This window comes from Rhodococcus sp. KRD175 (assembly GCF_017168275.1).
In the GTDB taxonomy this organism is placed as follows: domain Bacteria; phylum Actinomycetota; class Actinomycetes; order Mycobacteriales; family Mycobacteriaceae; genus Rhodococcoides; species Rhodococcoides fascians.
In genome coordinates this window covers 1-19,817 of the sequence record NZ_JABFAQ010000049.1, presented here as the reverse complement: position 1 = coordinate 19,817, position 19,817 = coordinate 1, and the positions used below count along the sequence as shown (strand labels likewise).

17 protein-coding genes and 2 pseudogenes are annotated in these 19,817 nt (G+C 67.3%); 11 read left to right on the top strand and 8 right to left on the bottom strand.

Translation table 11 applies throughout. From position 1 onward, the window contains the following. The first annotated feature begins 390 nt into the window (after nt 1-390). Nucleotides 391-3,426, top strand: coding sequence for a Tn3 family transposase (locus J1M81_RS24735; RefSeq protein ID WP_011331220.1), 3,036 nt, complete (start codon nt 391-393; stop codon nt 3,424-3,426). Nucleotides 3,427-3,552: 126 nt separating this feature from the next. On the opposite strand, the gene J1M81_RS24730 is transcribed toward J1M81_RS24735, so the two are convergent. Beyond that, a complete protein-coding gene (locus J1M81_RS24730; protein ID WP_011331219.1) occupies nt 3,553-4,140 on the bottom strand; it encodes a TetR/AcrR family transcriptional regulator in 588 nt (195 codons plus the stop codon). A gap of 101 nt (nt 4,141-4,241) precedes the next feature. Here J1M81_RS24730 and J1M81_RS24725 point away from each other — a divergent pair, with 101 nt between their 5' ends. The 10 genes from J1M81_RS24725 (at nt 4,242) to J1M81_RS24680 (ending at nt 14,762) form a co-directional block, all read left to right on the top strand. Then, nucleotides 4,242-5,108, top strand: a complete 867-nt coding sequence (locus J1M81_RS24725) for a CoA transferase (RefSeq protein ID WP_011331218.1) — start codon at nt 4,242-4,244, stop codon at nt 5,106-5,108. Then, complete coding sequence (locus J1M81_RS24720; protein ID WP_011331217.1) at nt 5,105-6,280, top strand: thiolase family protein; 1,176 nt, start codon at nt 5,105-5,107, stop codon at nt 6,278-6,280. Before J1M81_RS24725 ends, J1M81_RS24720 begins: the two co-directional genes overlap by 4 nt. A 7-nt stretch (nt 6,281-6,287) precedes the next feature. Then, a complete protein-coding gene (locus tag J1M81_RS24715; RefSeq protein ID WP_011331216.1) occupies nt 6,288-7,955 on the top strand; it encodes a long-chain-fatty-acid--CoA ligase in 1,668 nt (555 codons plus the stop codon). Next, nucleotides 7,952-8,740 carry an enoyl-CoA hydratase/isomerase family protein gene (locus J1M81_RS24710; protein ID WP_011331215.1) on the top strand — a complete coding sequence of 263 codons (789 nt, stop codon included), beginning with the start codon at nt 7,952-7,954 and terminating at the stop codon, nt 8,738-8,740. Before J1M81_RS24715 ends, J1M81_RS24710 begins: the two co-directional genes overlap by 4 nt. 8 nt (nt 8,741-8,748) lie before the next feature. Continuing rightward, complete coding sequence (locus tag J1M81_RS24705; protein WP_011331214.1) at nt 8,749-9,909, top strand: acyl-CoA dehydrogenase family protein; 1,161 nt, start codon at nt 8,749-8,751, stop codon at nt 9,907-9,909. Nucleotides 9,910-10,000: 91 nt separating this feature from the next. Further along, the gene (locus J1M81_RS24700; protein WP_011331213.1) at nt 10,001-10,759 is read left to right on the top strand and encodes a 3-hydroxyacyl-CoA dehydrogenase; all 759 of its coding nucleotides are present in this window, start codon (nt 10,001-10,003) and stop codon (nt 10,757-10,759) included. Further along, complete coding sequence (locus J1M81_RS24695) at nt 10,756-11,256, top strand: MaoC family dehydratase (protein ID WP_011331212.1); 501 nt, start codon at nt 10,756-10,758, stop codon at nt 11,254-11,256. Before J1M81_RS24700 ends, J1M81_RS24695 begins: the two co-directional genes overlap by 4 nt. Nucleotides 11,257-11,277: 21 nt before the next feature. Continuing rightward, complete coding sequence (locus tag J1M81_RS24690; protein WP_011331211.1) at nt 11,278-12,432, top strand: acetyl-CoA C-acetyltransferase; 1,155 nt, start codon at nt 11,278-11,280, stop codon at nt 12,430-12,432. A gap of 4 nt (nt 12,433-12,436) precedes the next feature. After that, nucleotides 12,437-13,198 (top strand): enoyl-CoA hydratase, encoded by a 762-nt coding sequence (locus tag J1M81_RS24685; protein ID WP_011331210.1) that lies wholly within the window; start codon nt 12,437-12,439, stop codon nt 13,196-13,198. A 28-nt stretch (nt 13,199-13,226) separates the two neighbouring features. Continuing rightward, nucleotides 13,227-14,762, top strand: a complete 1,536-nt coding sequence (locus tag J1M81_RS24680) for a class I adenylate-forming enzyme family protein (protein ID WP_011331209.1) — start codon at nt 13,227-13,229, stop codon at nt 14,760-14,762. A 371-nt stretch (nt 14,763-15,133) separates the two neighbouring features. On the opposite strand, the gene J1M81_RS24675 is transcribed toward J1M81_RS24680, so the two are convergent. The 7 genes and pseudogenes from J1M81_RS24675 to J1M81_RS24650 form a co-directional block, all read right to left on the bottom strand. Beyond that, entirely contained in the window at nt 15,134-15,712 is a 579-nt protein-coding gene (locus tag J1M81_RS24675) for a site-specific integrase (protein ID WP_202916944.1), read from the bottom strand. 78 nt (nt 15,713-15,790) lie between these two features. After that, entirely contained in the window at nt 15,791-16,054 is a 264-nt protein-coding gene (locus J1M81_RS24670; protein ID WP_225330463.1) for a hypothetical protein, read from the bottom strand. A 113-nt stretch (nt 16,055-16,167) separates the two neighbouring features. Further along, complete coding sequence (locus tag J1M81_RS24665) at nt 16,168-16,944, bottom strand: recombinase (protein WP_206499044.1); 777 nt, start codon at nt 16,942-16,944, stop codon at nt 16,168-16,170. Nucleotides 16,945-17,029: 85 nt separating this feature from the next. Continuing rightward, nucleotides 17,030-18,196 carry a site-specific integrase gene (locus tag J1M81_RS24660; RefSeq protein WP_206499043.1) on the bottom strand — a complete coding sequence of 389 codons (1,167 nt, stop codon included), beginning with the start codon at nt 18,194-18,196 and terminating at the stop codon, nt 17,030-17,032. A 204-nt stretch (nt 18,197-18,400) separates the two neighbouring features. Further along, entirely contained in the window at nt 18,401-18,991 is a 591-nt protein-coding gene (locus J1M81_RS26950) for a hypothetical protein (RefSeq protein ID WP_308051315.1), read from the bottom strand. A 105-nt stretch (nt 18,992-19,096) separates the two neighbouring features. Continuing rightward, nucleotides 19,097-19,612, bottom strand: a pseudogene (locus J1M81_RS26945) (TniQ family protein); the annotation flags it as partial. Nucleotides 19,613-19,629: 17 nt separating this feature from the next. Continuing rightward, a pseudogene (locus tag J1M81_RS24650) lies at nt 19,630-19,817 on the bottom strand (transposase); the annotation flags it as partial.

The window sequence follows — 19,817 nt, the reverse complement described above, 5'->3', positions numbered from 1 at the left end:
ACTCGACCAACACTGTTGACGTTGCCTACATACTGCTCGTCTCTACTTCGAGGAACCCGAGGAGATTTTCCAACAATTTGTCCGCTCGGGTTTCGACGTCGGCGAGGGCGGAATCGACGTCCGCAAGAAGGTCGTGGGCGTCTCTGCGCGCGAGTGTTCCGCGTTCGTAGTAGCCGGAGTCGAGTACGACCGTCGGCGCGGGTTCTGGTTCGCGTTCCGTGTCTGAAAGCTGCGTCCGCACACGGGGTTGTAGGTGGGCAGGTGCTCGCCCGTCCAGGTGCATTCGCACGATGTCGGCTATAGCCCGGGGGTCGGGGAGCAGATTGACGAAATCCGGCGCTAAGGGGCAATCGCCGAGCGACCTTGCGCTGTAGGTGATTTCATGTCGTCGTGACTGATGAGGGCGGCTATGGCCGGTTCGGTGCGTTGTCTCGGCAGGAGCTGGAGCGTTACTGCTACTTGGATGACGAGGACCGGCGGCTGATCGCTGCGCGGCGGCGCGACTACAACCGTCTGGGGTTCGCGGTGCAGGTGGTGACGGTGCGTCACCTGGGAATGTTCCTGGCTGATCCGCTGGATGTCCCGCCCGCGTTGATCGAGTATCTGGCCGAGCAGTTGGAGATCTCCGATCCGTCGATGGTGAAGCGGTACACCGATCGGGAGAAGACCAAGCTCGAACACGCCTGGGAAATCCAGCAGGTGTACGGACTCAAGCCGTTCGGCGAGATGGAGTCGGAGCTCACGTCGTGGATCGTCGACCAGGCGTGGATGACCGGCGACGGACCGAAGGCGATCTTCGGCGACGCAGTGACATGGCTGCGGAAGCGTCAGGCGCTGCTGCCGGGGATCACCACGTTGGAGCGGCTGATCGGCGACGGCCGCAACGCGGCGGACGCCCGGTTGTGGCGCCAGCTCGGCGAGCAGCTGACCTCGGAGTCCGCGTCTGCCTTGTTGCGGCTGCTGGAGGTTCCTGCGGAGGGCGGGCAGAAGGTCAGCGAGCTGGAGCGGCTGCGCAAGGGCGTGTTCAAGGCGTCGTCGAAGGGGATGCTCGCGGCGCTGCGCAGGGTTGTCGACCTGCAAGCGGTCGGGGTGGACAGCATCGACGTGAGGGCGATCCCGCCGCGTCGGTTGACGGGGTTGGCGACCTACGGGTTGGCGAGCAAGGCCGCCGCGCTGCGGCGGCTGCCCACGCGTGAGCAGCGCTTGGCGGTGCTGGCCGCGACGGTCGTTGTGTTGAGCGCGCGGGCGGTCGACGACGTGTTGGAGACCTTCGACATGTTGATGACGACGAAGCTTCTGTCCAAGGCCGAGCGGGAGTCTCGCGAGGAGAAGCTGCGTCGCTATCCGAGGGTGTCACGCAACGCAGGCAAGCTCGCGGCAGCGGTGAAGGTGCTGCTGGAGATGGTCGAGGTCAACCAGGACGTCGGGCTGGGCGTGGTGTTGGACATGATCGAGAAGACCGTCACCCGGGCCGAGTTGCGGCACGCGGTCCAGGCGGTCGACGAGCTGGTGCCCGCCGACGACGCGGAGCTGGATGGGCAGCGGTTGATCGAGTTGGCCGGCAAGTTCGCCACGGTCCGCCCGTTCCTGTCGATGCTGATGGACACGATCGAGTTCGGCGCGACCAGTGACGGCGCCGCCGTCCTGGCGGCAATGAAGACCCTCGCCGAGCTGCTGACATCCAGGTCGTCGGGCAAGATCCCGGCAAACCTGCTGGACGCCCGCAAGGTCGACCACGACTTGATCGTCGGCGCGTGGAAGCGCTTGATCTACACGCCGGGCCGACCGGAGGGCACCGTCGACCGGAACTCCTACACGATCTGCGTGTTGGAACAGTTCCACCGACACCTCAAGCACCGCAGCATCTTCGCGGTGCGTTCGTCGCGGTGGCGCGACCCGCGGGCGCACCTGCTGGCAGGCGAAGCCTGGGAGGCTGCGCGTGACGCCGGCATGAACGCGCTGGGCCTGCCCGCCGCGCCGACGCAGCTGCTGACCGATCACGCGACGGCGTTGGAGACCGCTTATCGGGAGTTGGCCGCACGGCTGGGCGAGGACACCCCAGCCAGCATCGACGCCGACGGCAAACTGCACGTCGCCGCGCTGGACGCCAAGGCCGAGCCCGCGTCGCTGGTCGACCTGCGCCGCCGGGTGGAGGCGATGATCCCGCGTGTGGACCTGCCGGAACTGGTCACGGAGGTGATGAGCTGGCATCCCGGTTTCACCGAGGCGTTCACCCACACCTCGGGCAACGAGGCCCGCGTCGCCGACCTCGGCTTGTCGGTGGCGGCCGTGCTCTGTTCCTATGCGATGAACGTCGGGTTCAAACCGGTGACAACGCCTGGTGTCGACGCCCTGACCAGGGATCGGCTGCTGCACGTCGACCAGTGCTACGTGCGGGCCGAGACCATCGAGGCGGCCAACGCCGTGCTGGTCGACGCCCAGGCCGACATCCCCCTGGCCCAAGCGTGGGGCGGCGGGCTGGTCGCCTCGGTGGACGGGATGCGGTTCGTGGTGCCCGTGCGCACCCATAACGCCCGCCCGAACCCGAAGTACTTCGGCCGGAAACTGGGCATCACCTGGTTGAACATGCTCAACGACCAGTCCGCCGGGCTGGCAGGCAAGGTGCTGCGCGGAACACCTCGCGATTCGCTGCACACCATCGACGTGATCGTGTCCCAGCACGGCGGGCGGATTCCGGAGGTCATCATCACCGACACCGGGTCGTATTCCGACATCGTGTTCGGACTGCTGCATCTGATCGGCCGCCAGTACCGGCCGCAGCTGGCGAACCTGCCCGATCAGCGGTTGTGGCGCATCGACGCCCGAGCCGACTACGGGCCGCTGGACAAGGCGGCGCGCGGGGTGATCGACACCGCCAAGATCGCCGCGCACTGGGAGGACATGTGCCGGATCGCGGTGTCGATCCACTCCGGTGAGGTGTCGGCGCACGAGGTCACCAGGATGATCTCCCGCGACGGGCAGCCGACCGCGTTGGGCCAGGCCATCGCCCATTTCGGGCGGATCTTCAAGACCCTGCACATCCTGCGCCTGGCCGACGACGAACCTTACCGGCGCGAGGGCAAGGCCCAGTCCAATCTCGTCGAGGGTCGTCACGACCTGGCGCGCACGATCTATCACGGCCGCAAGGGCGAGATGACCCGCGCCTACTACGAGGGCATGGAAGACCAGCTCTCGGCGCTGGGATTGGTGCTCAATTGCGTCGTCGTGTGGAACACCGTCTACGAGAACCGCGCCCTCGCCGCGCTGCGAGCCGGCGGATACCCGGTGCTCGACACCGATGTCGAGCGATTGTCGGCGTTCGTGCGCGCCCACATCGGCATCGACGGGCACTACAGCTTCCACCTGCCCGACCCCAGCGGAGTTCACCGACCGCTGCGCGACCCGGACGCCGACGACGACGAGTAGCGCGAGTCGAAGGGTGGCGGATGACCGCTCAGGACCTGACGACGCATGTCGGCGGAAGTCTCTCCTGAGCCGCGAAACAGGCCACGGCCTGCACCTCTACCTCCGACCTGACCCAACAAACTACCGCTAGATTACGGTCACGGAGAGCGTCAGTTTGTCGCTGTGCGGCACGCCCGTCCGGTCGAGGAAGTCACACATGTCATCGATCATCGGCTGCATGAGCAGCTGCCCCAGCTGACGAACCATCAGCCCGATGACCTGTGAGGACTCGGATCGCCGTGTCGAGGTCTTGCCCGAATAGCGGAGTTTGGAGATCTCTCTGCGACTCAGGTCGGTCAGCCGCTCGAGTAACTCGCTCTTTCCCTGCGGATCGAGCACAGCGCGCCGGATGTAGTTCACCACCGTCGGATGCGTCGCGAGCATGTGCCGCACCGCCTCGTCTCGAGCGGCGGCGACCTGCGCTGGGGCGCCCTCGTCCGGCACAGAGGCGATCGCCAGAGCGTAATAGTCGACGACCAGTTGCTCGACGGCGACGCGTAGCCCGTCCTTGGTCTTGAAGTGGTGCTGCACCAATCCCACGGCGACCCCGGCGGCGGCGGCGACGGCGCGCATCGAGACGCGATCCTCGCCGCGCTCGGCGTAGAGGTCGAGCGCGGCGTTGCGAATGCGGGCCTTCGCGGTGAGGTCCTCGTCACTGGCGCGGGGGTCGGTCACAGAAATTGCCTCCTATCAGAGAAAAAAGCATACACCCTTGACATTAGACAGTACATGCGCATTAATGGCTATACATCAGTATAGTCAAAAAGGGGTTGATGATGTCGCAGTCGAGTTCGCTGCAGGGCGTGCAGGTGGTGTCGCTCGCGATCAATCTGCCGGGCCCGCTCGCCGCCGCGCGGCTACGGGCGCTGGGCGCCACCGTCACCAAGATCGAACCGCCGGCCGGCGACCCGCTGCGGGCCGTGGCGCCGACGTGGTACGACGAGCTCACTGTGGGCCAGCGGGTCGTGACCCTCGACCTCAAGGACCCCGCTGATCGGGCGGTGGCGGCGCGCGAGCTGTCGCGTGCCGACCTGATGCTCACCGCCATGCGCCCCTCGGCGCTGGTCAAGCTCGGCCTGGACGAGTTGACCGCGGCGAATCCGCACCTGTCGCATATCGAGATCGTCGGGCACGACGGGATCGCGGCGGAGCAGCCCGGCCATGACCTGACGTACCAGGCCCTGCACGGCACTCTCCAGCCGCCGACGATGCCGACCGTCCCGGTGGCCGACCTGCTCGGCGCCGAGCGCGCCGTGTCCGCGGCCCTGCTCGCCCTGCGCGTGGCCGCGGAGTCCGGCGTGGGACACCGCGAGCGGGTCGTCCTCGAACAGGCGGCCGCCGACGCCGGCGCCGCAGTTCGGCACGGTCTGATGGGAGCGGGCGCGCCGCTCGGCGGGGCGCATCCCGGTTACCGGATCTACTCCAGCTCCGACGGCCACGTCGCGCTGGCCGCGCTCGAGCCGCACTTCTGGGAGCGCGCCCGCGCCGGTCTCGGTGTCGAGGGCACCCAGGAGGAGCTCGAGCAGACGTTTCTTTCCAAGCCGACGCGCGAATGGGAGGAGGTCGCGAAGCGCCTCGACATTCCCCTGATCGGAATCCGCGATTCGGCACCCCGTAATTCAGCACAAGGAGCTTTGTCATGAGTGTTCGCGAGGCCGTTATCGTCGGCGCGGTCCGGACCCCGGTCGGCCGTCGCGGAGGGATCCTCAGCGCATGGCATCCGGTGGACCTGCTCGGGCAGACGCTGCGGGAGCTTGTGGCCCGCGCCGGCGTCGACCCCGCCGCGATCGAGGACGTCATCACCGGCTGCGTCATCCAGCACGATGTCCAGTCGGGCAATCTCGGCCGCCACGCGGTGCTCGCCGCCGGGCTGCCCGAGTCGGTCCCCGCGGTGACGATCGACCGCCAGTGCGGTTCAGGGCAGCAGGCGGTCAGCTTCGCCGCCCAGGCGGTGATGGCGGGTTCCCACGACCTGGTGATCGCCTGCGGCGTCGAGTCGATGTCACGGGTGCCGATGCCTCCGGCGTTCCTGCCCGGCGCGCCGCTCGGCCCGCAGTACAGCCCGCGCGAACTCGACCGCTACGACGGTGGGCTGATGGCGCAGGGCCCGTCGTCGGAGCTGATGAACGAGAGGTTCGACCTGAGCCGAGCGGCGTTGGACGCGTTCAGCGCTCGCAGCCACGAGCGGGCGCACGCCGCGACGCGGGCCGGGAAGTTCCGCGACCAGATGGTGCCGATCACCGCCGACCCCGACGACCCGACCGGTCCGGTCATCGACTCGGACGAGGGCATCCGCGAGCACATCGACCCCGCCAAGATGGCGAGCCTGAAAGCCGTGTTCGGCGCCGACGGGCGGACCACGGCGGCCAACTCCTCGCAGATCAGCGACGGCGCGGCCGCGCTGCTGATCGCCGACCGCGAGTACGCCGAGCGCAACGGCCTCATCCCACGCGCCCGGTTCCGCGCGCTGTCGGTCGCCGCCGCCGACCCGATCATCCAGTTCACCGCGATCCTCGACGCCGCCCACAAGGCGCTCGGCCGAAGCGGGTTGGCCGTCGAGGAGATCGACCTGTTCGAGGTCAACGAGGCCTTCGCCGGTGTGCCGCTGATCTTCCAACGGGAATTCGGCGTCCCGGACGACAAGCTGAACGTCAACGGCGGCTCCGTCGCCCTCGGCCACCCGCTGGGCTCGACCGGAGCCCGGATGCTCACCGACCTGCTCTGCGAACTCGAACGCTCCGGCAAGAGGTTCGGCTTGCAGACCGTCTGCGAGGCCACCGGCACCGCGAACGCCACCATCATCGAACGCATCTGAGGACGTCATGAGCCACGAGATCGTGAGGGGCCTGCCCTCCACCCACGGCGACCACTATCAACTCAACACCACCACCATCATCCGGCACGCCGCGCGCACCTATCCCGAGCAGGAGATCGTGTACCGCACCGCGGACGGCGGCTGGGACCGGTACACCTACGCCGATGCCTACGCGCGAATCCAACGAAGTGCCAATGCACTTCGCTCGATCGGCGTCGGGCCGGGCGATGTGGTCGGGATCCTCGACTGGAACAGCAAGCGGCACTACGAGCTGTACTGGGCGATTCCCGGCCTCGCTGCCGTGATGTTGCAGATGAACCTGCGTTTGGCGCCAGAGGATCTCGCTTACGTCACCGGACACAGTGATGCATCGGTGGTCCTCATCGACGAGTCGCTGCTTCCGGTTGCCGAGGCGCTGGCACCGCATACGCCGAACGTGAAGACGTGGGTGGTGATGACCGATAAGCCGCTGGCCGACATCACCACCACGCTCCCGCACGCGGTGCACTGGGAGGACCTGCTCGCGGACGCCGGCCCGGAGATCGACTGGCCGGTCATCGACGAAACCTCCTCCTACAGCGCGTGTTACACCACCGGCACCACCGGCAGGCCCAAGGGCATCTACTACTCGCATCGCGGCATCTACCTGCACACCCTCGCCGAGGTCGCCGGACTCGGGATGAGCAGCGACGATGCCGTCATGCTCATCACGCCGATGTTCCACGGCCAGGGCTGGGGCCTACCCCAGGCGGCCGCCTACAGTGCCGCAAAAATCGTGCTGCCCGGTCGCTACATCGCCGAGGACACATCCGTCCTCGTGGACGCGATGATCGCGGAGCAAGTCACCGTCGCAAACGGTGCGCCGGCGATCTTCCAGCCCATGATGAACTACATCAAGACGCTTGCGGTCGCACCGGACTTCTCCCGCGCGCGGCTGCTGTCCGGTGCCACCGAGCCGCCGCTGTCGCTGATGCGCGACTTCCACGACATCACTGGAGCCGACGTCATCCACGCCTACGGCGCCACCGAGACCACCCCTCTGGTCGCGGTGAACCGGGGACTGAAGCCCTCGCTGCGCGGTGTGATCTCGGACGAGGAGAAGTGGGATCTCAAGCGTAAGCAGGGTTTGCCGGTCAACGGCATCGACATCCGGATCGTCGACGCGGAAGGCAACGATCTCCCGCACGACGGCACGAGTCAGGGTGAAGTGCTGCTGCGCGGACCGTGGATCATCGAGCGCTATCACAAGCTCGACGACGACGCCGACAAGTTCCTCGACGGGTATTGGCGTAGCGGCGATGTCGGGACCATCGACCCGAATGGTTACTTGAAGATCACCGACCGGATCAAGGACGTGGTCAAGTCGGGTGGCGAATGGATTTCCTCCATCGACATGGAGAACGCACTCGTTGCCCATCCGAAGATCGCCGAGGCGGCCGTCATCGGCGTCCCGCACCCGAAGTGGCAGGAGCGTCCAGTAGCACTCGTCGTGACGACCGACGGGCAGGAACTTCCACTGTCGGAGATCCACGAATTGCTCGCCGATGCATTCGCCAAATGGCAATTGCCCGAGACCGTCCTGTATCTGGACCAGCTGCCCCGCACCAGCGTCGGCAAGCTCGACAAGAAGGCCATGCGCGCCGCGCACACCAACGTCTACGAGGACGTCCGATGAACCCCGACAACGCCCCGCTACGCACGGCCCGCGACAGCCACCTCCTGATCCTGGAGATCAACCGGCCCAAGGCTCGCAACAGTCTGAACGAGGCGGTGCTCACCGCCTTGAACACCGAGCTCGTCGCGGCTCGGCACGACGACGAGATCCGTGCCATCGTGCTCACCGGCGCCGGCGGGATCTTCTGCGCCGGAGCCGACATCACCAATTTCGACGCCATTCGCGACCAGTCGCTGCTCGGCGATCGAGCCGCGCTGGGCGGCACCATCTGGGCCGACCTGGGCCGATTCCCGAAGCCGGTCCTCGCTGCGGTCGAGGGCCTCGCACTCGGCGGCGGCTGCGAGTTGGCGCTTGCCTGCGACATCGTCATCGCCGGCGAATCCGCCAAGTTCGGTGTCCCGGAGGTGAAGCTCGGCGTGATCCCGGGCGGCGGCGGAACCCAGCGCCTGATTCAGGCCGTCGGCAAGTCCAAGGCGATGGCCCTACTGCTCACCGGCGACTTCCTGTCCGCACAGCGGGCGTGCGCGGCCGGCATCGTCGCCGAGACCGTCCCGGACGGCACCGCCCTCGAAGCGGCGGTCGCCATGGCGCAGCGGATCGCCGCCAACTCACCGCTCGCGGTGGCGCTGGCCAAGGATGCCGCCCTCCAGGCCCTGGAAACCTCTCTGGCGCAAGGACTCGAGCACGAGAAGCGCAACTTTCACGTTGCCATCCATTCCGCCGACAGCCGCGAGGGCCAGGCCGCGTTCCTCGCCAAGCGCGCCCCCGAATTCACCGGAAAGTAGGACCGATCATGAGCGAGCTGTTCCCCGATTACCGCTCCCCGTGGGAGACCGACGATCAGGCGCTGCTGCGTAAGCACGCCGCCGAGTTCTTCCGCAAGGAAGCCACCCCGAACCAGGACCGTTGGGCCGCGCAGCACCAGGTCGACCGCGAGTTCTGGACCAAGGCCGGCGCCGCGGGACTGCTGTGCCTCGACATCGCCGAAGAATACGGCGGCGGGGGCGGCAACTTCGGCCACGAGGCGATCGTGCAGCAGGAGATCGCCTACGCCCACGACACCGCGTTCGGCTTCGCCGTGCACTCGACGATCGTCGCGCACTACATCGCCGCCTATGCCACCGAGGACCAGAAGAAGCGCTGGCTATCGAAATGTGCGAGCGGTGAGAGCGTCCTCGCCATTGCGATGACCGAACCCGGCACCGGCTCGGACCTGCAGGCCGTACGGACCACCGCGGTTCGCGACGGCGGCCACTACGTGATCAACGGCTCGAAGACGTTCATCTCGAACGCGTCGCACTGCGACCTGCTCGTCATCGTCGCCAAAACGGACCCGAGCCAAGGTTCCAAGGGTATCTCGCTGCTCGTCGCGGAGACGGAGAATCTTCCGGGGTTCGAGCGTGGGCGGGTGCTGGACAAGATCGGCCAGCACGGCCAGGACACCCGCGAGTTGTCGTTCACCGACATGCGGGTGCCGGCAGCGAATCTGCTCGGCGGCGTCGAGGGGCAGGGCTTCTACCAGCTGATGGGTCAGCTGCAGCGTGAGCGGCTGATCCTCGGTGTCGGCGGTGTCGCGGTGGCCGAGGCCGCGGTGGCGGAGAGCATCAGGTACGCCAAGGAACGTCACGCCTTCGGCAAGCCGATCCTGAACTTCCAGAACACGAAGTTCGTACTCGCCGAGTGCAAGACCGACGTGCTGGCCGGCAAGACCCTGATGGACCACTGCATCCAGCGTCACCTCGACGGCACCCTCGACGCGGCGACCGCGTCGATGGCCAAGCTGTGGGGCAGCGACAAGCAGTGCGAGATCGTCGACCGCTGCCTGCAGGTCTTCGGTGGCTACGGCTACATGATGGAGTACCCGATCGCGCAGATGTACGCCGCTTCCCGCGTGCAGAAGATCTACGGCGGCACCAACGAGATCATGAAGGAACTCATCGGCCGCGCCTTATGAGGTTGACCTTCGCGCAGTGACACCACTGCGTCAGTCACACCTCACTTTGTCAAAAACCCGATGTTCTCAACCTATTTCGTCAGGAGTATTCATGCATATCACCGGAACCAACGCACTCGTCACCGGCGGAGCCTCGGGCCTCGGACTGGCCACCGTCACCGCCCTCGCCAAGTCGGGCGCCCGGGTAATCGCCGTCGACCTGCCCACCGCGAACACGGATGCGCTGGCTGCTCTCGGCGACACCGTGGAATTCGCTCCGGCGGATGTCACCGACGAGGCCGCGGTCACCGAGGCGGTCGAGCGCGCCAACGCGGAGTCCTCACTGCGAATCACCGTGAACTGCGCCGGCATCGGCAACGCCGTCAAGACCGTCGGTAAGAACGGACCGTTCCCGCTGGCCGAATTCGAGAAGATCGTCAAGGTCAACCTGACCGGAACCTTCAACGTCATCCGCCTCGCCGCGCACGCGATGTCGCAGAACGAGCCCGTCGACGGCGAGCGCGGCGTGATCGTCAACACCGCCTCGGTCGCGGCCTTCGACGGGCAGATCGGACAGGCCGCGTACTCGGCATCGAAGGGCGGGATCGTCGGCGCCACCCTGCCGATCGCCCGCGACCTGGCGTCGCTGCTGATCCGGGTGAACACCATCGCGCCCGGCCTGTTCAAGACCCCGCTGCTGGGCACGCTGCCCGAGGCGGCTCAGATTTCGCTGGGACAGCAGGTGCCGCACCCGAACCGGCTCGGCGACCCCGCCGAGTACGCGCAGCTGGTCGAGGCGATCGTGACCAACCCGATGCTCAACGGCGAAACCATCCGCCTCGACGGCGCGATCCGCATGGCGCCGCGGTGAAACCCGTCGGCGTGCAGGTGGGATCGCACCATGAGCACACACGCCTTGTATACGCCGAGGACCTGGGCATCGGCCAGCGTTTCGACTTGGGCTCACACACGGTGACCGAGGCCGAACTCGTCGACTTCGCCACCCACTGGGATCCCCAGTGGTTTCACATCGACCGGGCGGCGGCGCAGGACGGCCAGTTCGGTGGCCTGATCGCCAGTGGAATCCACACGTTGGCGATCCTGCAACGGCTGACATTCGACGCAGTGGGGCACAGCTGGGCGGCCATTGCCGGGCGCGGCATCCGAGATCTGCGGTTCCGCCGTCCCGTGCGTCCAGGAGACGTGCTGACCGGCACCGTCGTCATCGACGACATCCAGTTCGACGACCGGGCACGCGCCCTCGTCACCACCGAGAGCACCGTGGTCGACAGCGAAGGCCGCGTCGTGCTGACCGTCCTGCTCGACGCCTACCTGCACTCGCGCACACGTCAACCATCGACCACCTGAGACGACGATTCGGAGACATCAATGCCAGAGGCATACATCATCGACGCGGCACGCACCCCGGTAGGCCGCCGCCGCGGCGCACTGGCCGCCGCACACCCGGTCGACCTCGCGGCCCATGTGATCGGCGCACTCGTCGAACGCAACGGTGTCGACCCCGCGTCGGTCGACGACGTGATCCTCGGCTGCCTGGACAACATCGGTCCGCAGGCGGGCGATATCGCCCGCACCGCGGCCCTCGCTGCGGGCCTGCCCGAGACAGTGCCCGGCGTGACCATCGACCGCCAGTGCGGATCCTCGCAACAGGCTGTACATTTCGCCGCGCAGGCCGTGATGAGCGGCACCGCCGACCTCATCGTCGCGGGCGGGGTGCAGAACATGAGCCAGATCCCACTGATGTCGTCGGTCACCGCGGGCGAGGCGTTCGGCGTGCGCGACCCCTACTCGGGCTCGACGAGGTGGCGGGCCCGCTACGGGGACGAGACGATCTCGCAGTTCCGCGGCGCCGAGATGATCGCCGAAAAGTGGGGAATCGACCGGGAGGCGATGGAGCAGTACGCCCTGGAAAGCCACCGCCGGGCGCTGCAGGCGATCGCCGGCGGACGCTTCGCCGCCGAGATCCTCCCCTACCAGCAGATGACGACCGACGAAGGACCGCGCGCCGACACCACACCGGAGAAGATGGCCGCCCTGCCGAGCCTCACGCCGGGGGGGCGCTTGAGCGCCGCGGTCGCCAGCCAGATCTCCGACGGCGCCTCGGGCATGCTCATCGCCTCCGCCGAGGCGGTACGCCGCCACGACCTGGCTCCGCGGGCCCGGATCCATCACCTGACCGTGCTCGGCGCCGATCCGGTCATGATGCTCGCCGCACCGATCCCCGCCACCGAACGGGCACTCGAGCGGACCGGCATGCGCATCGACGACTTCGACGTGTTCGAGGTCAACGAGGCGTTCGCCCCGGTCGTGATGGCGTGGTTGCAGGAGACCGGCGCCGACCCGGAGCGGGTGAACCCCAACGGCGGCGCCATCGCTCTCGGCCACCCGATCGGCGCCACCGGCACCCGGCTGATGACCACCATGCTGCACGAACTCGAACGCTCCGGCGGACGCTACGGGTTGCAGACCATGTGCGAGGGCGGCGGACAAGCCAACGTCACCATCATCGAGCGGCTCGGCTGATCCGATGACCCCGACCGCTATCCGGACCGTCCGCACCGGCCGCCTGCTTCACATCACGATCGACCGGCCCGGCCGCATGAACGCCCTCGGCGTCGACGACCTGGTCGCACTCGACACCGCGATCAGCGGGGCGGAAGCGACCGGTGCCCGCGCGATCGTGCTCACCGGCGCGGGAAGAGCCTTCTGCACGGGAGCGGATCTGACCGCGGTGACGGGCGAGGAACCCGAGGTGGTGATGGACGCCGCGAACCGGGTGATCCGCGGCATCGTCTCCGCGCCGGTCCCCGTCATCGCCGCCGTCAACGGCCCCGCGGTCGGGTACGGAGTGGCGCTCGCCTGCGCCGCAGACCTCACCTACGCCGCCGAAAGCGCGTATTTCCTGTTGTCGTTCACCAGCATCGGGCTGATGCCCGACGGCGGCGCGACCGCGCTCGTCGCCGCGGCGATCGGCCGGGCGCGGGCTACAGAATTAGCGCTGCTCGGGCAGCGGCTTTCCGCCACCGACGCCGCCCAGACCGGCTTGGTGGCCCGGATCCTGCCGGATGACCAGCTCGCGGCCCATGTCGAGGCCGTCGCCGGCACGCTGGGAGCCGGGCCGCGGCGCGCCCTCGAACTGACCAGACGGGCGCTCGCCGCGTCCACCCTGGGCCACCTCGACCACGCCCTCGAGCGTGAACGAGCCGGACAGATCGAACTCATCGGCACACCGGATTTCGCCGAGGGCGCCGACGCCGTCCTCACCAAACGTCCCCCCACATTTGCTTAGCAGACCACCCGCCGATCATAGGAGAATCATGGCAACCCTTGGTGGACAACTGACATTGAACGCACGCCGCCACCCGGACCGGCCCGCGCTGATCTTCGAGGGCGTCGAGCGCAGCTACGGGCAGCTCGACCGGGAAATCAACCAGTACGCCAACGCGCTGCTGTCCCTCGGCGTGCAGAAGGGCGACCGCGTGGCGGTGCTGTCGCCGAACTCCGACCGCTTCCTCCTCGCGCTGTACGGCGCGTTCAAGGTCGGCGCGATCGTCTCCCCGTTCAACCCGCGGTCCACGGCCCGGGAGCTGGCGTATCTGCTCGAGGACTCCGGCGCGTCGGTGCTGCTGTTCGGTGGGGACACCGTCGCGGCGGTGCGGGACCTGGCCAAGCTGGAGCAGGCGCCCGCTGCCCCGGCGCTTTCGCTGGACGGCGCGGACGGCTTCGACGATTTCGTCCAGCTGGCGTCCTCCATGCCGGACAGCGACCCACAGGTCGAGGTGCGCGAGGACGACGACTGCATGATCATCTACACCTCCGGCACCACCGGGAAACCGAAGGGTGCGCTGTTCGATCACCACCGGCTGCTGTGGGTCGGCCACGCGGTGTCCTCGCTCGGCGTCAACTCCTTCGACCGGAACCTGCACGTGGCACCGATGTACCACTGCGCCGAACTGGTGCTGTTCGTGCTCAGCGGCTTCTCGATGGGCACCACCCACGTCGTGTTGCCGGCATTCGAGCCCGCCGCCGTCCTCGACGCCCTCGAGCGATACCGGATCACCGTCTTCCTCGGTGTTCCCACCATGTATCAGATGATGTTGACGGTCCCCGACCTCGAGCGGCGCGACCTCTCGCACTGGCGGCTCGGCTTCTTCGGGGCGGCACCGATGCCGCCGACTGCGGTCGCGAAACTCGTGACGACCTTCCCGGACGTCGGCTTCTTCCAGCTGTGCGGGCCGACCGAGGGTGGCCCCACCGGCATCTACTCCACGCCTGACGAGGTCGCCGTCCGTCCCGATGCGACGGGACGCTGGCCGATCACGAATGCCGAGTTCCGGCTGGTCGATCCGGATGGCAACGATGTCCCGACGGGGATGACCGGCGAGATCATCCTGCGCGGCGAGACCATCATGAAGGGCTACTGGAACAAGCCCGAGGCCACCGCCGAGACCATCCGAGACGGGTGGCTGCACACCGGGGACCTCGCCGTCCGCGACGCCGACGGTTTCATCACGATCGTCGACCGGCTCAAGGACATGATCATCACCGGCGGCCGCAACGTCTACTCGATCGAGGTCGAGAACGCCCTCGCGGGGCACCCCGACGTCCAGGACGTTGCCGTCGTCGGCCTGGACCACGCCACATTCGGGGAGACCATCGTCGCGATCGTGACCCCGGTTCCCGGTCGCGAGGTGACCCTCGAGGAGCTGCGGACGTACGCCGCCGAATACGTCGCGGACTACAAACTGCCGCGCGATCTGATCGTCCGTGACATCCCGCGCAACCCTTCCGGCAAGATCCTCAAACACGTTCTCCGCAGTGAGATTCGGGACGACTCCGCGCAACGCACGTAGACCGACGGACGACTCCGGCACATTCGAGTTCCCGGGAACCACGACGCCGTCCATATCCGATACGGCCTGACCGAAGCCGCGCTCCCGCGCGCTCATCTCCCACGGCTGTTCCAACCCCGGCGAGGTCTCGCGCGACCTCACGGCCCTACTCTCGGCCGTGCCCCCGCCGGATCCGACAAACACCACGACCACGCACGCCCGGCAGCGGCTATGAGTTCCCGGACGCGGAAGACCACACCCATCGACGGTGCCGCACTTGATTGGTCTCTTTCGGCCCCCCTCGAGCAGATGCGCTCGGGCCGAACAGTCAAGGTGCTGAACAAGATACGCAGACACGCGCCGGAACTCGTCACCGTCAGCTACTGAGAGATTCAGCGGGAGCGCCGCCGCGCAGCGGGATCGGTCTCGGCCTGCCAGCGCCCCAGCGCCTCGGCGGAGACCTTCGCGTATTTGACCAGGCTGCGCACCGAGGTGTGTCCGCTCAACGCCATCAGCATCGGCGTGGAAGCGCCCTTCTCTGCGGCGTGGGTCAGTCGCGAGTGCCGCAGCTGGTGCAGCGTGAACGGTCCGCGTCGCATCCCTTCGGTGTGCTCCTCGAGGAGCGTCGCGGCGCGGCGGTAGGAAAGTCGGGCGCGGCCGGTCGAGTTGTCGGTGTCGGTCTTGGCGACCGACGGCTTGGCTTTGCGGTCGGTCAGGAACAGCGGCCCGGACTTCCGTCCGGCGATCAGCCGGGGCAGCGGCCGTGCGGTGCCGGTCTGCCAATAGATCACCTCGCGGGCGCCGCCCTTGCGGGTGACCGTGGCGCATCGGTTCACGGTGTCCAGGTCCTCGATGTCGAGATTCAGGATCTCCTCCGCCCGCGCGGCGGACTCATACAGCATCGACCAGAACACCCGCTCGCGCAGGGCCGCGTCCATGCCCAGCAGCTCCGCAACCTCGGCGGCGGTCATCGCCTTGCTGTTGTCCGGCGCACTCGGCCGCGCCCGCAGGCGCGACACCGGATCGCCGGTCAGCCACTGTTGATCGCGTCAGTAGGCGCACGCCGCCGACACCGCGGTCAGCCGGAGGTTGTAGGTCTTGGGGGCCTTGTCGCCCCACACGTAGTCGAACCACCCCGACACCCGATCCGGGTTCAACAACCCGACATCGCCGTCCGCGCCGAAGTCGCGCACCATCCGATCCAACGCCGAGGCGTAGGCGCGGCGGGTGTTCACCGCCGCGATCGTGCCCAGAAAGGTCCGCGTCGCGTCCGCCAGCCGGATCCCGGCGGCCCGCGCCGGTAGCGAGCTCACCGATCCCACCCCGACCGCCCTTCAGCACTACGGCAGATAGTTTCCGGAGTCGCCCATCTCCGGAACGACCATCGCGGCAGGACGACTCACGAGTTACGGCAGATAGTACGCTACTATCTGCCGTAAATCCTTAGCGCCGGATTTCGAGAATCTGCTCCCCGACCCCCAGCCCGCGAGGTGAGTGGGGTCGTGGCCAGCGGGGTGTGGCCCCACCGGTCGATCGGAGTCAGCAGTGGCTGCTGGCCGACCGGATCGAGATGCCGGTCGTATCCGGTGAGTTCGGTGCCGCCTTCCGATTCGATGGCGTCGGCGAGCATTCGGTTGCTCGGATAGCGCTCGTGGTGGCCCAGTACTTCGCACCAGCGCCGATACACGCGTTTCGGGGACGCGCCCGCTCCCCCGAGTTGCCGCATGGTGCTGGTGCAGATGCCGGTGCCTGTCTCGACACGAAGGGCATCGCTCCCCGGATCGACAGCGACATCGCATACCCGCAAAGCTGCGATTTGTGTGTAGGGCATGCCCGTCGATGCAAGAGTCAGGATCAGGGCGTCTCGCCGCGCGAACAGTATTGACGGCCAGCCTGATTCGGGTAGACGCGCGATGATGCCGCCAAGGAGGCCAGCGAGATCGCGCAGGCGTTCTGAGCGGGCTACGTCGAGTGCAGCCCGGACGGTCTCTGCGCGTCCCGGTGGCGGTAGGGCGTGGCGGTAGTGGGCAGCGTCGATGACCGCGATACGGCGGCGTTGCGTCGTTGGCGCGGCGGGGTGAGCCTGGAGGAACTGAGCAAGCGATTCCGATAAAGCCGGTAGAGCCGGTTGGTCGAGGGCCGCGCACCAGTCCTCGAACAGTGACCAGGTGTGCCGATCGCGTACCGGTACCGACGGTTTCATAGTGTCGCCACTGGTACCGGGCCGGGATTGTCGGCGTGAATGGCACCCGCCTCGAACCCGGTCGCGGTCCCATCCGCACGCCCGGTCATAAACCGAGGTCGGTGACGGCGTTGCCGACCAGCGGCGCGTTCTCGCGGGCATAGATTTCGACCATGCCGGGTGTGGTGTGCCCGGTTTGACGCATGATTGCATGTGCATCGGCGCCGTTGCGGAACGCTTGGGTGACGAATCCTGCACGCAGAGAATGCCCGCCGAGCTTCGCGACCGTGTCTGGGTCGTAACCTGCGTGAGCGGCGCGGCGACGGATTGCCGCATGTACCGCTGCCCCGGACAGGGCGGTTTCGGAGAGGTTGCCGTTCTTGCGGATGGACCGGAACAGCGGTGAGGGTTTGTCGGCGGTGGGCAGGGTGCCGCGGCAGACATGGGAATCGAATTCTGTTGCGCGGGACAGAAGCCGGATGACGGCGATTCTGCCGCCGGTGTCGAACGCGGCAACGATCTGCAGCCATCGCACCCACGCACAGACCGGACACGACTCGTGGCGGTCGGTGAACGGTAGAGCTTTCACGGATCCGGTGCCGTCCTGGTCGGTCTTCGATTTCCGGATCCGCACGTGCGCGCCGTCGATGCGGTCGCGGCGGACATCGCGGCATTCCAGCGCCACGAGTTCGCTCCGTCGAAACGCGCCGGTGTAGCCCATCAGTAGCAGCGCGGTGTCGCGGCGTTCGAGCACCTCCGATGCCCACCCGGTCGCATTGCGTCGGGCGTGGTCGACGATCGTGGTGATGTCCGAGGTGAGCAGCGGTGCGCGCGGGTCGCGGGGCCGCTCCCCCGCCGATGCGTAGTCCCGGCGGATACCTGCGAGGGTGGCGCGCACCATCTCGTGGCCGCAGGGGTTGTCGTGGCCGGTAGCGCGGTGGCGGTCGGCGATCGCCGCGACCCATTTGCTCAGCGTCGCGGCCGCATACGCCCGCGTCCCGTCGACGGTGAGCGTGTCCGCCGCAGCGACGAGATAGGCCGCCACCGTCGCCGGGTGCGTCGGCAACGCGTGGTGTCCGGTGGCGGCGCACCAGGTCTCGAACCGTCGCCACGCCGAGGTGTAGGCCCGGCGGGTCCCCACGGAACGCGACGCGGCCATCGACCGCTCGATCCGAGCCGCAACCTCGGGCGGTAGATCCGGAAACACCGCAGCGTTACCCGACAAGGCAGCCGGGACCGGCTTAGAGCCGTCTGCGAGCTGCCGTTCTGTCATGGCAAGACTGTAGCGGCCGCCTCCGACACAGTTTCCGGACCGAAAAGATGCTCACCTGGTGTTTCGCCGGAGATGATGCGGGAAGGAAAATTCTCGTCGGTCACCGCACAAATAACGTTGGTGACTATGACCCCGGCGCGAAAACGGGCTTCTCGGCCGTCGCCGCGCGTGCATCGCGGACGACCCCGTTCCATCGGGCGAGAACTACGTCGGCGGATGTTGCAGCGGGATCCCGTGGTCGAGGAACAGTTGCACCGTCTCATCCAGCTCCGCTGCGGTGCGGCACCCCCAGCGTAGGAAGTTGTACAACGACCTGGCGGATGCGGGATCGACGCGCGCTGCCGCGATGGCGGCCTCGGCCGCAGCGTGCGCGTCAGCCCATAAATCGCGCTCGGGTGCGGGATAAGACGAGCGCGTCGGAGCTGTCCCGGGATCGACCGGCTCATGCGGTCGTGGGCTCAGCAGAGATGCGTGCGCACCGCCGGCATCGATCTCACCGCTCTCGACCATCGCAATGCCGATCGCTGCGGCCTCGAGGACTGTCGCCTGCTCGTCCCAGTGCAGGTCCTCGAACGGAACCCACGCTGTCCGCAACGGTCGAGAACGACCGGCGGCCTTCCAGATCGCAACGAGTCTCGTCGCCCACCGTCCGGTGCGAACCAGTGGCGAGGACACTTCGTCGACGACGGTGCGCAGAAGCCGGAACCAGACTGCGGCGTGCACTCGGCCTGGGCCGAGTTCCACCCATCCCGTCGTCAGAGCCTCGGTGCTGCGCCGATCGAGGTCCGTGACCACTGAGGGAACCGGAACGGGCGAGACCCGTTCATCCGAACCGAACCGGACCTGATCCCAGAAGATCGCATGACCAGGCAAAGCAGAGCAGGGCTCGAGTCGACAACGATGGTCGAGGCAGCTACTCAGCACCGGATATTGATGCAACAGAGTCATGTTGATATCAGCAGTGGATTCGAGGCTCTCGACACATGCCGGGCATGCCCGACTGCGCGGAGCGCTCGCCCACGGCAACCAAGCCTCACTCGTGGGTGTGCGGCGCCGTCGATCCTCCCTCGCAAGGTCGGCCGGTAGCAGGATCGAAAACTGATGGACGTAGGTATCGAAGTCACAGTCGGCCGGGTCGGTGCTGTCAAGCAGAAACGGTGTCCACCCCGCCAACGTCATCATCCGCACCCTCTCCACCGAAACTGCGCCGCGACCGGCCAACGCGACAAGTATCGGCTCCGGTGTGTAACGGTCGAGATCCTCGACAGCACAATCGATATCGAGGTCCGCAAGCAAGTCAGCGGGACTGATGTGCAGATACAGCTCGCATATCCGGGCCAACCAGGACGAGAGGACCTCTCCTGGCAGTGGCGGAGGGTGCAGCGGCCACGGGCGAACGTACGCATCACCGGGCATCGCCGCGAGCCGCGCGTTCACGCGAGGTGGCGCTCGAACTGGCGACGTCGCTCGGTGGGACCGACGTACGGAGTGCACGTGAGCACCGATGAGGTGATCGCTTCCTCTCCGCTGTCGACGGCGGTCACTGCGGCGGCAGTGAGCAGCGTTGTCAGTTCACCGATGGTGCCCTCGGAGCGAGTGAGGAGGTAGTCGGTCATCTCCG

What these genes read in the sequence shown, in the direction of transcription:
- J1M81_RS24725 (WP_011331218.1), top strand. Translation starts at nt 4,242, where the DNA reads ATGTCGCAGTCGAGTTCGCTGCAGGGCGTGCAGGTGGTGTCGCTCGCG.
- J1M81_RS24660 (WP_206499043.1), bottom strand. Translation starts at nt 18,196, where the DNA reads ATGACAGAACGGCAGCTCGCAGACGGCTCTAAGCCGGTCCCGGCTGCC.
- J1M81_RS24700 (WP_011331213.1), top strand. Translation starts at nt 10,001, where the DNA reads ATGCATATCACCGGAACCAACGCACTCGTCACCGGCGGAGCCTCGGGC.
- J1M81_RS24675 (WP_202916944.1), bottom strand. Translation starts at nt 15,712, where the DNA reads ATGACCGCCGCCGAGGTTGCGGAGCTGCTGGGCATGGACGCGGCCCTG.
- J1M81_RS24705 (WP_011331214.1), top strand. Translation starts at nt 8,749, where the DNA reads ATGAGCGAGCTGTTCCCCGATTACCGCTCCCCGTGGGAGACCGACGAT.
- J1M81_RS24665 (WP_206499044.1), bottom strand. Translation starts at nt 16,944, where the DNA reads ATGAAACCGTCGGTACCGGTACGCGATCGGCACACCTGGTCACTGTTC.
- J1M81_RS24680 (WP_011331209.1), top strand. Translation starts at nt 13,227, where the DNA reads ATGGCAACCCTTGGTGGACAACTGACATTGAACGCACGCCGCCACCCG.
- J1M81_RS24685 (WP_011331210.1), top strand. Translation starts at nt 12,437, where the DNA reads ATGACCCCGACCGCTATCCGGACCGTCCGCACCGGCCGCCTGCTTCAC.
- J1M81_RS24720 (WP_011331217.1), top strand. Translation starts at nt 5,105, where the DNA reads ATGAGTGTTCGCGAGGCCGTTATCGTCGGCGCGGTCCGGACCCCGGTC.
- J1M81_RS24710 (WP_011331215.1), top strand. Translation starts at nt 7,952, where the DNA reads ATGAACCCCGACAACGCCCCGCTACGCACGGCCCGCGACAGCCACCTC.
- J1M81_RS24690 (WP_011331211.1), top strand. Translation starts at nt 11,278, where the DNA reads ATGCCAGAGGCATACATCATCGACGCGGCACGCACCCCGGTAGGCCGC.
- J1M81_RS24715 (WP_011331216.1), top strand. Translation starts at nt 6,288, where the DNA reads ATGAGCCACGAGATCGTGAGGGGCCTGCCCTCCACCCACGGCGACCAC.